Origin of the sequence: Roseicella sp. DB1501 (assembly GCF_013112485.1) — a bacterium.
Classification (GTDB): domain Bacteria; phylum Pseudomonadota; class Alphaproteobacteria; order Acetobacterales; family Acetobacteraceae; genus Paracraurococcus.
In genome coordinates, this window is record NZ_JABFHG010000002.1 from 306,426 (window position 1) to 320,110 (window position 13,685).

10 protein-coding genes are annotated in these 13,685 nt (G+C 73.3%); 7 read left to right on the forward strand and 3 right to left on the reverse strand.

Annotated elements, in window-relative coordinates; translation table 11 throughout:
• Position 1: 1 nt before the first annotated feature.
• The 3 genes from rnr (at position 2) to rpmG (ending at position 4,047) form a co-directional block, all read left to right on the forward strand.
• Positions 2 to 2,254 (forward strand): ribonuclease R, encoded by a 2,253-nt coding sequence (gene rnr / locus HJG45_RS04800; protein WP_171610948.1) that lies wholly within the window; start codon positions 2 to 4, stop codon positions 2,252 to 2,254.
• 80 nt (positions 2,255 to 2,334) lie between these two features.
• Positions 2,335 to 3,756, forward strand: a complete 1,422-nt coding sequence (locus HJG45_RS04805) for a S41 family peptidase (RefSeq protein WP_171610949.1) — start codon at positions 2,335 to 2,337, stop codon at positions 3,754 to 3,756.
• A gap of 123 nt (positions 3,757 to 3,879) precedes the next feature.
• Entirely contained in the window at positions 3,880 to 4,047 is a 168-nt protein-coding gene (gene rpmG, locus HJG45_RS04810) for a 50S ribosomal protein L33 (protein WP_111470323.1), read from the forward strand.
• Positions 4,048 to 4,338: 291 nt separating this feature from the next.
• Here rpmG and HJG45_RS04815 read toward each other — a convergent pair whose 3' ends face one another.
• Positions 4,339 to 5,733 (reverse strand): PleD family two-component system response regulator, encoded by a 1,395-nt coding sequence (locus HJG45_RS04815; RefSeq protein ID WP_171610950.1) that lies wholly within the window; start codon positions 5,731 to 5,733, stop codon positions 4,339 to 4,341.
• 149 nt (positions 5,734 to 5,882) lie between these two features.
• Between HJG45_RS04815 and HJG45_RS04820 the strand changes: the two genes are divergently transcribed.
• The gene (locus HJG45_RS04820; RefSeq protein WP_171610951.1) at positions 5,883 to 6,482 is read left to right on the forward strand and encodes a class I SAM-dependent methyltransferase; all 600 of its coding nucleotides are present in this window, start codon (positions 5,883 to 5,885) and stop codon (positions 6,480 to 6,482) included.
• A gap of 127 nt (positions 6,483 to 6,609) precedes the next feature.
• Here the strand turns inward: HJG45_RS04820 and HJG45_RS04825 are convergent, their stop codons facing one another.
• Both HJG45_RS04825 and HJG45_RS04830 read right to left on the reverse strand, forming a co-directional pair.
• Positions 6,610 to 7,248, reverse strand: a complete 639-nt coding sequence (locus HJG45_RS04825; RefSeq protein WP_171610952.1) for a VOC family protein — start codon at positions 7,246 to 7,248, stop codon at positions 6,610 to 6,612.
• A 419-nt stretch (positions 7,249 to 7,667) separates the two neighbouring features.
• Positions 7,668 to 8,852, reverse strand: a complete 1,185-nt coding sequence (locus HJG45_RS04830) for an alanine--glyoxylate aminotransferase family protein (RefSeq protein ID WP_171610953.1) — start codon at positions 8,850 to 8,852, stop codon at positions 7,668 to 7,670.
• 188 nt (positions 8,853 to 9,040) lie between these two features.
• Between HJG45_RS04830 and HJG45_RS04835 the strand changes: the two genes are divergently transcribed.
• From HJG45_RS04835 to HJG45_RS04845, 3 genes are all read left to right on the forward strand, one after another.
• Positions 9,041 to 11,983, forward strand: coding sequence for an FAD-binding and (Fe-S)-binding domain-containing protein (locus tag HJG45_RS04835; RefSeq protein ID WP_171610954.1), 2,943 nt, complete (start codon positions 9,041 to 9,043; stop codon positions 11,981 to 11,983).
• An 11-nt stretch (positions 11,984 to 11,994) separates the two neighbouring features.
• On the forward strand, positions 11,995 to 12,573 hold the full coding sequence (locus HJG45_RS04840; RefSeq protein ID WP_171610955.1) for a DUF924 family protein: 579 nt from the start codon (positions 11,995 to 11,997) through the stop codon (positions 12,571 to 12,573).
• A gap of 293 nt (positions 12,574 to 12,866) precedes the next feature.
• On the forward strand, positions 12,867 to 13,607 hold the full coding sequence (locus tag HJG45_RS04845; protein ID WP_171610956.1) for a DUF1194 domain-containing protein: 741 nt from the start codon (positions 12,867 to 12,869) through the stop codon (positions 13,605 to 13,607).
• Positions 13,608 to 13,685: the final 78 nt, after the last annotated feature.

A 13,685-nucleotide genomic window follows, 5' to 3' on the forward strand; every position in this document is an offset into this window, starting at 1 on the left:
GATGGGCCGCCGCCCGACCGGCGGCGCCCCCGGGACGCCGGACGCGCCCCTGCCGACGAAGGAGGAACTGCGGCGCTTCCTCGCCGCGCACCCGGGCAAGCTCGGCAAGACCGAGATCGTCCGGCATTTCGGCCTTTCGGTCGACCAGCGCCCGGCGCTGCGCGCCCTGCTCGCCGAGCTGAAGGAGGATGGCAGCCTGCTCCCCGCCGGCCGGCGCGGCGTCTCCGCGGGCGTGGCGGAACGGCCGGGCCGCCTCCCGGAGATGGCGGTGATCGAGGTCACCGGGACCGATCCGGATGGCGACCCGATCGCCCGGCCGCTCGGCTGGAAGCCCGAGAGCCAGGGCCGGATGCCGGTCATCTACATGCGCCCCGAGCCGGCCGGCCAGGCGGCGCTCGCGCCCGGGGAGCGGGTGCTGGCGCGGCTGAAGCCGATCGGCGGCGGGAAATACGAGGGGCGGACGGTCAAGCGCATCGGCGCCGCCGGGCCGGCGCGGCTGCTCGGCGTCTATGAGGAAGGCCGGCTGATCCCGACCGACCGGCGGCACAAGGCGGAATGGGCGGTGCCGCCCGGCGAGGAGGGCGGCGCCGCGCCCGGCGAGATCGTCCTCGCCGAGCCCCTGCCCGGCCGCAGCCCGCTCGGCCTGCGCCCGGCGCGGATCGTCGAGCGGCTCGGCCGCATGGGCGAGGCGCGGTCCGTCTCGCTCATCTGCATCCATGCCCATGGCATCCCGGAGATCTTCCCGGCCGAGGCGGTGCAGGAGGCGGCCCGCGCCTGGGGCGTGAGTCCCCAGGGGCGCGAGGACCTGCGCGACATCCCGCTCGTCACCATCGACGGCGAGGATGCCCGCGACTTCGACGACGCCGTCTGGGCCGCGCCGGAGGGCAGCGGCTGGCGCGTCATCGTCGCCATCGCCGATGTCGCGCATTACGTCCGCCCCGGCTCGGCGCTCGACCGCGAGGCCTGGGCCCGCGGCAACAGCGTCTACTTCCCGGACCGCGTGGTGCCGATGCTGCCCGAGGCGCTCTCCAACGGCTGGTGCAGCCTGCGCCCGGGCGAGCCGCGCGGCTGCCTCTTCGTCGAGATGCGCTTCGACGCCGGCGGCGGCAAGACCAGCCACCGCTTCGGCCGCGGCCTCATGACCAGCGTCGCCCGGCTGACCTATGAGCAGGCGCAGGCGGCGCGAGAGGCCGGCGAGGACCCGGCCGGCCCCCCCGCTGGCACCCTCGCCGCCCTCTACGGCGCCTTCCGCTCCCTGCTGGCGGCGCGCGAACGGCGCGGCACGCTGGAGCTCGACCTGCCGGAGCGGCGGGTGCGGCTCGGCCCCGACGGCGAGGTGCTGGCTGTGGAGCCGCGCGCCCGGCTCGACAGCCACCGGCTGATCGAGGAGTTCATGGTCGCGGCCAATGTCGCCGCGGCCGAGGAGCTGGAACGCCTCGGCCAGCCCTGCCTGTACCGGGTGCATGACCGGCCGGCCGACCGCAAGCTGGAGGGGCTGCGGCAGTTCCTCGACGCCTTCGGCCTCTCCCTGCCGGCCTCCGACCGGCTGCGCCCGGCCGATTTCGCGCATCTGCTGGAGCGGGTGCAGGGACGGCCGGAGGAGCGGCTGGTGCACGAGACGGTGCTGCGGAGCCAGTCGCAGGCGGCCTATGACCCCGAGAATATCGGACATTTCGGCCTCGCTTTGGCCCGCTACGCGCATTTCACCAGCCCGATCCGCCGCTATGCCGACCTGCTGGTCCACCGCGCCCTGGTGCGGGGCCTGACGCTCGGCGGCGACGGCCTCGCCGAGGCGGAGGCGGCGCGCTTCCCGGAGACCGGCGAGCACATCACCCGGACCGAGCGGCGCGCCGCCGCCGCCGAGCGGGACGCCATCGACCGCTACCTTGCGGCATTCATGTCGCATCGGATCGGAGAGGTGTTCGAGGCGCGTATTTCGGGGGTGACACGCTTCGGTCTGTTCGTCACCGTAGAGGCGAATGGCGCGAGCGGAATCCTTCCCCTGGCGTCGCTGCCGGACGATCGATGGACCGAGGACCAGGCCAGGCATGCGCTGTCGGGCCAGCGGACCGGTCTCACCTTCACCCTGGGACAGGCGGTGGAGGCGAGGCTGGTCGAGGCGAACCCCCGCACCGGCGGCATGGTCTTCCACCTGATGCAGGGGATCCCCGCGCCGAAGCGCGGGACGCGCGGCGCCAAGGCCGGGCCTGCCAAAGCCGGGACCGCGGGGGCCGGATCACGGGCGCGCCGCTGATCCTGCTGCTGCTTCTGCTGCTCGGCCCGCTTCCCGCCGCGGCGCAGCCCGGCGGCTTCCCGCGCGAGGGCGTGCAGGCGGTGCTTGCCACCGCCCTCGGCGCGGTGCTGGAGCGGCACCTGGACCTCGTCGCCCCGGCCCAGCTCGGCCTCTGGACCCTGCGCGGCCTGGCGGTGATCGATCCTGCCCTGCAGACCGAGCTGCAGAGCAACACCCTGCTGCTCTCCGCCCCCGACCGGCTGCTCTCCGCCCGGCCGGTGCCGGCGCTGCCGGCGAGCGGGCCGCCCGAGGCGGCCGCGCCCGCACTCGCCTCGGCGCTGGCGGCCATGTTCGACGCCGCCTGGCGCGCCTCCCCGGCGATCCGCCAGGCGGGGCCGGAGCAGATGCTGCGCAGCGGCTTCGAGGAGCTGTTCAACCACCTCGACCCCTACAGCCGCTACATGACGCCACAGGAGGCGACCGCGGCGCGGGCCCGGCGGATCGGCCAGACCGGGCTCGGGCTGCGGCTCGCGGCCGGGCGCGGCGGGGCGGTGGTCATCGCCAGCCTGACACCGGATTCGCCGGCCTCCGAGGCCGGGCTGCGGCTCGGCGACCAGGTGCTGGCGGTGGACGGGACCCCCCTCTCGGCCCGCGACCTCGCCGCCGCGGCGGCGCTGCTCGAGGGCCCGGTGGGCACCGAGGTGACGCTGCGCATCCAGCGCGGCCGGCGACGCTTCAACGCCTACCTCCTCCGCAGCACCGTGCCGCCCGAGACGGTGCATGCGCGGCGGCAGGAGGAGATCCTCTGGCTGCGGCTCGACGGCTTCTCCAACGCCACCGACACCCGGCTGGCGGAGCTGCTGCAGGAGGGCTTCAGCGGCACCGTGCCGCGCGGCGTGGTGCTCGACCTGCGCGGCAACCGCGGCGGGCTGCTGGGCCAGGCCGTGGCGGTGGCCAGCGCCTTCCTCGCCGATGGCGTGGTCGCCCGGACCAGCGGCCGCCACCCCGACGCAGCGCGGACCTACATCTCGGCCGGGCCGGACCTCGCCCGTGGGGTGCCCCTGGTGGTGCTGGTCGACGGCCGCACGGCCTCGGCGGCGGAGATCGTGGCGGCCGCCCTGTCGGACCGCGGGCGCGGCGTGGTGCTCGGCAGCGCCACCACGGGCAAGGGGCTGATCCAGGCGGTGGTGCCGCTGCCGAACGGCGGCGAGCTGCTGGTCACCTGGTCGCGCGTCCTGGCGCCGCGGGGCTGGCCGATCCAGGGGCTCGGGGTGCTGCCCGCGCTCTGCACCAGCCTCGGCGCGGAGGCGACCGCGGCGGCGCTGGCCCAGCTCCGCCGCGGCGAGGCGCCGATGGGCCGGGTGCTGGCGCGGCTGCGGGCGGCGCGGGCGCCAGTGCCGGGCAGCGAGGTGGCGGCGCTGCGGAGCGCCTGCCCGCCCGCCGAGGGCCGGCCGGCCGACCTCGCCACGGCGCAGACGCTGCTCGAGCAGGCGGAGGCCTATGACACGGCGCTCGGGCGCTGAGCGGCTGCTGCGGGCCGGCATGCGGGCTTGGCGCGGCAGCGAATCCTTGACGCCACCGCCTGTCCCGCTACTGTCCCGCCCCTTCCGCCAGCCCGGCAGACCGAACACGACGAAGGCGTCATCATGGCCAAGGCCAATACCATCCAGATCAAGCTCGTCAGCAGCGCCGATACCGGCTTCTTCTACGTGACCAAGAAGAACGTGCGGACGACGACCAGCAAGCTGGAGAAGAAGAAGTACGACCCGGTGGCGCGCAAGCACGTCGTCTTCCGCGAAGCCAAGATCAAGTAATATCAACGGCCCTCAGACGCCGGGCGCGAACCTCCGCTTCGCTTGGCCGCGCGACCTGGACCATTGTTTGATCGCGTGAGTCTTGCCTGCGGTGAGTCCACCTCAGACGATCACGCTCTGGGTCGCGGGCCCCGTTCGGGGCTTCGGACCGGTCAGGCGACCGGTCCGTTGGTCTGACCCCCCGAACCGATCGCCGGAGATGGTTGCAGGCGGGCGGCCGGAGCGATCCGGTCGCCTTTCGGCATGTTCGGACCTCGTCGCATGGGTCGGCGGTCGCCGGCCCGCGCCGCCCTACCGCTCCGCCACCGTGGCCGGTGGCGGCTGGGCGGCGATGAAATCCTCCGGGACCGCCGGCTCCACCCGGTTCCGCCCGTTCGCCTTGGCGCGGTAGAGCGCGGCATCCGCCGCCGCCACGGCGCCCGCGACGGAACAGCCGGCCGGCGCGATCGCCAGGCCGATGCTGACCGTCACCGGCAGCAGCGCCGGGCCGACCGCGATCGGCTCGCTGCTCAGCGCCGCGCGCAACCGCTCCGCCACCATGGCGGCGTAATCGGTCGGCGCCCCGGCCAGCACCACCATGAACTCCTCCCCACCGTAGCGGGCCAGGACATCGACCGCGCGGAGATGGGATTTCAGCCGCTCCGCCACCTCCTTCAGCGCGACATCGCCGGCGGCATGGCCGTAGGTGTCGTTGATCGCCTTGAAGCGGTCGACATCGAGCAGCATCACGGCGGCATCGGTGCCGCGCAGCACGCCATCCAGGTGCCGCTGCACGTAGCGGCGGTTGCGCAACCCGGTCAGCGGATCGGTCACCGCCAGCTCCAGCGACCGGTCGAGCTCGTTGCGCAACCGCTCCTGGTACCATTTGCGGCGGACCTGGTTGCGGGCCCGGGCGCGCAGCTCGTTGGCGTCGATCGGCCGCAGCACATGGTCGTTGGCGCCGAGGTCGAAGCCGCGCAGCACCAGGCCGCGCTGGCTCGGATCGGCGGTGAGCAGGACCGGCAGGTCGCGGGTCGCCGCCTCGGCGCGCAGCCGCGAGGCGAGGCGCAGCACGTCCCCTCCCTCCGGCGGCAGGCAGAGCACGGCCAGGTCGAAGCCGCCGACCAGCAGGGCGTGCCGCGCCTCGTCCGAGCGGACCGACTGGTGCACGACCACGCCATCCTCGGCGAGGGCCGCGGCGATCTGCCCGACCTCGCCCGGCGTCTCGGACAGCACCAGCGCATGCGCGCCGGCGATCCCGGCGCTCGGCTCCGGCGGCGGCTCGATGCCGAGCTGCCGGGCGGTCTCGGAGCGCTGCCGCCAGGCATCCAGCACCTGCTTCACCCGCAGCAGGGCGCGCAGCCGGGCGAACATGGTGGCGTCGTCGACCGGCTTCGAGAGGAAGTCGTCCGCCCCGGCCTCCAGGCCGCGGACCCGCTCCGCCTGGTCGATCAGCGCCGTGACCATGACGACCGGCATATGCGCGGTCGCCTCCTCCGCCTTCAGCCGGCGGCAGACCTCGTAGCCGTCCATGCCGGGCATCATGACGTCGAGCAGGATGACGTCCGGCGCCCAGCGCGCGGCCATGTCCAGCGCCTCCGGGCCGTTCGAGGCCAGCGCCACCTCGTAATACTCGGCCAGCAGCTTGGCTTCGAGCAGCCGAAGATTGGCCGGGACGTCGTCCACCACGAGAATGCGCGCCGTCATATGTCAGCCCCGTGAATTTCGGCCCGGCCGGGCATGCTGAAAGCGGGAGGGGGCTTCGCCGCCGCGGCCGCCACTCCTATGCAAGGGCCGGTAGTGCATGGGTTGGTCGGGCACGACCCGGCCAGCGGCCATTCGGGACGGAGACCGGCATGTCGGAGGCAACGGCGGGCGAGGATGCGACTCGGCGGCGGGCGGGCGATCCCTGGCTGTTCTTTCGCCGTTGGCTGGCGAACCCTCTGCAGATGGGCTCGGTGGCCCCCTCCGCGCCGAGCCTCTGCCGCCGCATCGCCGCCCTGGTCCGGCGCGGCCCGGAGGAGATAGTGCTGGAGCTCGGCGCCGGCACCGGTGCCGTCTCCCGCGCCCTGCTCGCGGCCGGCGTGCCGGCCGAGAGGCTGATGGTGGTCGAGATCGTGCCCGCCATGGCCGAGCACCTGCGCCAGGCCCTGCCGGGCGTGCAGGTGATCTGCGGCGATGCCTTCGCGCTGGAGCAGGCGCTGCCGCGGCGATGGCATGGCCAGGTGGGCACCGCGATCTGCGGCATCCCGCTGGTCCTGCTGCCGCTGGCGCGGCAGCGGCGCTTCGTCGAGGCGGTCGAGGCGGTCGCGCCAGGCAGGGGCTTCCTGCTCTATACCTACTGCGTCACCTCGCCCCTGCCCCATGGCAGGCTTGGCCTGGACGCCCGCCGGGAGGCCTGGACGCCCTGGAACCTGCCGCCCGCCAGCGTATGGCGATATCAACTCAGGCGATAATGCCTGCATACGCCTCGCCCAAAAAGTTGCAGCAGCGGGCGATCCGCCACTTCCGGTTCGGTGCTCTTAGCATAACCGTGAAGTCCGGTTGAAGGTTGGAGGTAGGGCATTTCGCCTAATGAATGTTTCATCCGCTGGTGAGGGTCACGTCCTGGCCGTCCTGGCGACGCAGCCGCGCGATCAGCCGGGCATGCGGGCTGCGGCGGACGCGGAGCGCCTCCTCCAGCCCGCGCTCGGCCAGCGCCGCTCGCACCGCATCGGCATCCGGATGCTCGGCCTCGAGTTGGAGGAGCCGTACATGGCTGTCGGGGATGCGCGTGGAGGCGCTTTCGCCCGGCCATTCGATCAGGGCGGGGATGAGGTTGTCCATGTCCTGGCGCTGCGGCGGGAAGGCCATGCGCCAGCGCAGGTTGCCGCGGCTCATCGCCTGGATCTCGCCGGCGCGCGGCCCGAGCCGGGCGGCCATGGCGTCCAGCACCGGCGTCCGCGCCACCCAGGCGAGCAGCCGCGGCTCCGCCTCCAGCATCACCTTCACCGCCGGGTCGTCGAGGTCGAAGAGCCGGCCATGCGGCGGTTCCGGCTGGTCGGGATCGGGGGCGATGATCTCGAGATAGGTGCCGCGCCCGAGACCGAGCAGCATGTTGTGGGTCCCATGGCCCGGATGCGCCCCGCCGGGACGCGGCTTCGCGCCCAGATGCTGCTCAACGAAGGCGGCGCCCTCGGCAAGCGTCCGTGCGCCCAGCACGATGTGGTCGATCTCGGCCATGCTTCCTCCCTCGGCGCGGCGCGCGCCCGTCCGGACGGGTCCTGGAGCCCGGCGGCTGTTCCGTGGACCGTCCTGCCCGCCATCCTGCCCGTCCGGAACTGCGCCGCCCATCCCGGGCTGCGGCGACCGGCGGCCAGGGATTGAACGCGGCCCGGCGACGGGCTGTTGCCGGGACGGCGGCCGGCCGGGCGCATCGCCGGCCGGCGGGGCTGGCCAGAAGCGGAAGAGGCCGCGCAGCAGGGTCCGGGTGGTGCCGCGCTGCGGGCCGGGGAAGGTCCGCGGTCCCTGCGGGCTCGGGCTTCGACCGCGTCGCCACGGCGGGACCAGCCTGCCGACGCCATGGATTCGAAGGAAACCCGTACCGCGCGCGTCACCGCGACGCGACAAGCGCTACCGTCAGCGGCGACCGCGCGGCGCCGTCAGGCGTTGCCGTTCAGATAGGCCATCGCCGTCTGCACCCCGCCCGCCTTGTGCGGCACGCCGGCCGCGGCGAGGCCCATCTCGACCCCGCCCAGCGTCCCGACCAGGGAGAGCGGTCCGAAGTCGCCCAGATGGCCGATGCGGAAGACCCGGTCGTTCAGCCGGCCGAGACCGTTACCGAGCGACATGTTGAAGCGTTCGAGGATCACCCGCCGCAGCCCGTCCGCGCTGTGCCCCTCCGGCACACGCACGGCGGTGAGGGAGGAGGAGTAGTGCCGCGGCTCCTCGCACTGGATCTCGAGGCCCCAGTGGCGCACGGCGCGGCGCGTCGCCTCGGCGAAGCGGTCGTGCCGGGCGAAGACGTTCTCCAGCCCCTCCTCGAGCAGCATGTCGGTCGCCGCGTCGAGGCCGTAGAGCAGGTTGGTGGCCGGCGTGTAGGGGAAGTAGCCGGTCTCGTTCGCCTTCAGCATCGGCCGCCAGTCCCAGAAGCTGCGCGGCAGCTTCGCGCCCTCGGCCGCCCGCAGCGCCTTCTTCGAGACGGCGTTGAAGGAGAGGCCGGGCGGCAGCATCAGCCCCTTCTGGCTGCCGGCGACGGTGACGTCGACGCCCCATTCGTCGTGCCGGTAGTCGATGGAGCCGAGCGAGCTGATGGTGTCGACCAGCAGCAGCGCCGGATGCCCGGCGGCGTCGATCGCGCGCCGCACCTCGTCGATGCGAGAGGTCGCGCCGGTGCTGGTCTCGTTATGCACCACGGCGACCGCCTTGATCGCCTGCGCCTTGTCCTCGCGCAGCGCCGCCTCGATGCCGGCGGCATCGGCGCCGCGGCGCCAGTCGGTCTCGACGAACTGCGCCTGCAGGCCGAGCCGGTCGGCCATCTCGCGCCAGAGATGCGCGAACCAGCCGGTCTCGCACATCAGCACGCGGTCGCCGGGCGAGAGGGTGTTGGTCAGCGCCGCCTCCCAGGCGCCGGTGCCGGAGGCCGGGTAGATCACCACCGGCCCCTCGGTCTTGAAGACCGCGCGGACCTTCTCGAGGAGCTGCTTGCCGAAGCGGCCGAAATCCGGGCCACGATGGTCCATGGTCGGGTTGTCCATGGCGCGCAGCACGCGGTCGGGGACGTTGGTGGGACCCGGGATCTGCAGGAAATGCCGGCCGGCCACGGGCTTCGATTCGTAATAGGCCATGGGTCGCCTCCTCGCTCGTGGCGGGTTATCGCCCCGATCCATCCCGGAGGCCAATGAGAAGGCGTGTTCGGATTGATGAGCATTATAGATCGGACAGGCCGGGGCCCCGCCGCTACTCTGCCGGGCGCACCACCTTCCCGCACGCGGCAGGCCGCGGCACCGCCCGCGCCGCCGCAGGACGACGCCGCATGAACCACCTCACCCCGAAGCCCGCCGCCCGGATCGGCGACAGCCGCCTCGCCGAGAGGCTGCGGCGCGAGACCGAAGGCGAGGTGCTGTGGAGCGCCGCAGATCGCGGCCGTTACGCGACCGATGCCAGCATCTACCAGATCGAGCCGGTCGGCGTGCTGGTGCCGCGCCGCATCGCCGATGTCGAGGCGGCGCTGGCGATCTGCCGCGAGGAGGGCATCCCGGTCCTGCCGCGCGGCGGCGGCACCAGCCAGTGCGGCCAGACGGTGAACCGCGCCCTCGTGCTCGACTGCACGAAATACCTGCGCGAGGTGATCGCGGTGGACCCGACGTCGCGCAGCGCCACGGTGCAGCCCGGCATCGCCCTCGGCGCGCTGAACGAGGCGCTGAAGCCGCACGGGCTGTTCTTCCCGGTCGATCCCTCGACCTGGGCGCGCTGCACCATCGGCGGCATGGCCGGCAACAATTCCTGCGGCAGCAAGTCCATCCGCTACGGGCTGATGGCCGACAATGTCCGCGCCATCGACGCGCTGCTCGCCGATGGCACGCGCTTTCGCTTCGGCGAGCTGCCGGACAATCTCGGCGCCGGAGTGCCGGCCGGCATCGCCGACCTGATCCAGCGCCTGCGGGCGCTCGGCGCGCGGGAGGCGGCGGAGATCGCCGCCCGCTTCCCCGAGCAGCTCCGCCGCGTCGGCGGCTACAACCTCGATGCGCTGACCCCCGCGGCGCGCGCCGCCGGGCGCGGCAACCTGGCGCGGCTGCTGGTCGGCAGCGAGGGGACGCTCGCCTTCTCCGCGGCGCTCGAGCTGCAGCTCTGGCCGATCAAGCCGCGCAAGGCGCTCGGCATCTGCCAGTTCCCGACCTTCCGCGCCGCGATGGCGGCCTCGCAGCATCTGGTCACGCTCGATCCGGAGGCGGTGGAGCTGGTCGACCGGACCATGATCGATCTCGGCCGCTCCATCCCGATCTACCGCGCGACCATCGACAAGATGGTCCGGGGCGAGCCGGACAGCCTGCTGATCGTCGAGTTCCACGGCCAGGAGGACGCGCCGCTCGCCGCCGCGCTCGACCGGCTGGAGGAGATGATGGGCGACCTCGGCTATCCCGGCGCCGTGGTGCGCTGCATCGATGCCGGCTTCCAGGCGGCCGTCGCCGAGGTGCGCGAGGCCGGGCTCAACATCATGATGAGCATGAAGGGCGACGGGAAGCCGGTCTCCTTCATCGAGGACTGCGCCGTCGCCCTGCCCGACCTCGCCGACTACACCGAGCGGCTGAACCAGGTCTTCGCGAAGCACGGCACCAAGGGCACCTGGTACGCCCATGCCAGCGTCGGCTGCCTGCATGTCCGGCCGGTGCTGAACATGAAGGATCCGGGCGATGTCCGCCGCATGCGGGAGATCGCCGAGGAATGCTTCGCCCTGGTGCGGGAGTACAAGGGCAGCCATAGCGGCGAGCATGGCGACGGCATCGTCCGCTCCGAGTTCAACGAGCCGATGTTCGGCCCGCGGATCGCCCGCGCCTTCGAGCAGGTGAAGGACGCCTTCGACCCCGCCAGCCTGCTCAATCCCGGCCGCGTCGTGCGCGCCCCGCGGATGGATGACCGCAGCCTCTTCCGCTACTTCCCCGACTACCACGCCGATGCCGCGGTGACGCCGGCGCTCGACTGGTCCGCCTGGGCCAACCCCCAGGGCACCCCCCGGGGCGACAATCTCGGCGGCCTGCTCGGCGCGATCGAGATGTGCAACAACAACGGCACCTGCCGCAAATTCGACGCCGGCGTCATGTGCCCGAGCTTCCGCGCCACGCGCGACGAGCAGCACCTGACGCGCGGCCGCGCCAACACGCTGCGCCTGGCGCTCACCGGCCAGCTCGGCCCGGAGGGGCTGGCCTCGGGGGCGGTGCAGGAGGCGCTCGCCCTCTGCGTCTCCTGCAAGGGCTGCCGGCGCGAATGCCCGACCGGCGTCGACATGGCGAAGCTGAAGATCGAGGCGCTGGCGGCGCGCGCCAGGACGCATGGCATCGGCGCCAAGGAGCGGCTGATCGCCAGCCTGCCGCGCTGGGCGCCCGTCGCCAGCATGCTGCCCATCCTCGCCAACGCGCGGGACCGCCTGCCCGGCCTCGCCGCCCTCTCCGAACGGCTCTTCGGCTTCGCCGCCGGCCGCAGCCTGCCACGCTTCCGGCGCGACGCCTTCCGGGATGCCGAGCTGCCGGCGCCGGACGGGCGGGCGGGCGAGGTCATCCTCCTCCCCGATGTCTTCAACCGGTATTTCGAGCCGGAGAACCTGCGCGCCGCCATCCGGGTGCTGCGCGCGGCGGGCCGCCATGTCGCCCTCGCCCGGCCGCCGCGCGGCGCCCGGCCGCTGGACGAGGGCCGCACCCTGCTCGCCGCCGGGCTGGTGGAGGCGGCGCGGGCCGAGGCGCGGCGGACCCTCGAAGCCCTGGCCCCCTTCCCATCCCCGGTGATCGGCATCGAGCCCTCCTCGCTGCTGACGCTGCGCGACGAGTTCCCCTCGCTGCTGCCCGGCGCGCCGGCGGAGGCCCTGGCGGGGCGCGCCCTGCTGCTCTCGGAATTCCTGGCGCGCGAGAAGCCCGTCCTCGCCCTGAAGCCGGTGGCGCCGGCGGCGCATATCCACGGCCATTGCCATCAGAAGAGCTTCGGCGCCTTTCCCGCGGCCGTCGCCACGCTCTCGCTGGTGCCGGGGCTGAAGGTGGTGCCGATCACCTCCTCCTGCTGCGGCATGGCCGGCAGCTTCGGCTATGAAGCGGCAAATCTGGAGGTCTCGAAGGCCATGGCCGAACTCTCCCTGCTGCCGGCGGTGCGCGCCGTGCCGGCCGACCATCTGGTGGTCGCCGACGGCACCTCCTGCCGCCACCAGATCGCCGACCTCGCCGGGCGCGAGGCGCTGCACAGCGTGCGCGTGCTGGATCGGGCGCTGGCATGACGGGCCCCCGCATGAGCACGCCCGCCGGGCTGCTGGACTTCTGGTTCGGCGCCGAGCTCGAGACCTGGCAGCTCGAGCGCTGGTTCAAGCCGAATCCGGGTTTCGACGCCGCCTGCCGCGAGCGCTTCGGCACGCTGCTCGCCCCGGCGCGGGAGGGCGCCTTCGACGGCTGGGCGGCGACGCCCGAGGGCGCGCTCGCCCTCTGCCTGCTGCTCGACCAGTTTCCCCGCAACCTGCATCGCGGCACGCCCGAGGCCTTCGCCGCCGATCCGGCGGCGCGGCGCCTGGCCCGCGCGGCGGTGCTGCGGGACCGCCACGACCTGGCGCTGCCGCCCACCGCCCGCTGCTTCCTCTATTTGCCCTTCGAGCATGGCGAGGCGATGGCCGACCAGGATCTCTCGGTCGCGCTGTTCGAGGGGCTGCGCGACGATCCGGTGCATGCCGCGCCCGGCGGCAGCATCGACTATGCCTGGAAGCACCGCGAGGTGATCCGGCGCTTCGGCCGCTTCCCGCACCGCAACGCCATCCTCGGCCGCGCCAGCACGCCGGAGGAGCAGGCCTACCTGGCCCAGCCGGAGGCCGGATTTTAGTTATCCCCACGACGTCGCTTCGCGCCGTGGTGGGGGCCCCGTGATTCGCTCCGGCCCGAGATCCATCACAGCCTGCCGCGGCGAAGCCGCGGCAGGGCAGCGGGTGGCGAGCGCAGTAAGCCTGCGCGTCGCAGAGTAGCGAATTGTGCGTTGCAACATTTCCTTGCGGCGCAGCAAGGCCCGATCTAAGCTGTTGGCAAGACGAGGAGCAGCACAGCCACGGCCCGCCTTCAGGTCCATGCCGGACCGCGCCGACCGCCGCTGGCGGAGGGGCGCCGGCGCAAGGGGGTCTCATGCTCCGTCGCAGCTTGCTGGGCGCCGCGCTCGCCTCTCCCGCCCTGTTCCGCACCACCCGCGCCCGCGCCGCCACGCCGGTGGATGTCGAGCTCGTCCTCGCCGTCGATGTCAGCCGCTCGGTCGATCCCGAGGAGCAGGAACTGCAATTCGCCGGCTACGAGGCGGCCTTCCGCGACCGCCGGCTGATCGAGGGCATCATGGGCGGGCCGGTCGGCGCCATCGCCTGCACCATGTTCACCTGGTCGGACTGGAACATCCAGAGCGTGGTGGTGCCCTGGACCCGGCTCGACAGCCCGGCCAGCGCGCATGGCTTCGCCGATGCCATCGCCGCCGCGCCGCGCCGCACCTGGCTCTACACCTCGATCTCCGGCGCCATGGACTTCGCCGCCCGGCAATTCGGCCAGGGCTTCGAGGGCACCCGGCGCGTGGTCGACATCTCGGGCGACGGGGTGAATAATTCCGGCCGGCCGATCGCCGAGGCGCGGGAGGAGGCGCTGGCCCAGGGCATCACCCTCAACGGCCTCGCCGTGCTCGACCGGCAGCCGAGCCCCTTCCCGCAGACGGTCGGCCTGCCGCCTCTCGACGTCTATTACCGCGAGGAGGTGATCGGCGGTCCCGGCGCCTTCCTCGTGGTGGCCGAGGGCTTCCCCGCCTTCGAGACCGCGGTCCGGCGCAAGATCATCCGCGAGATCGCCGCGGCGCCGGCCCCGGGCGCCAGGGTGGAGCGCTTCGCCTGACGGCGCGACGCGCGGGCACGATGCCAGGCGACGCCGGCCGGGCTTAGCATTCGCTTCACCTCGCACCGGCATGCTGCC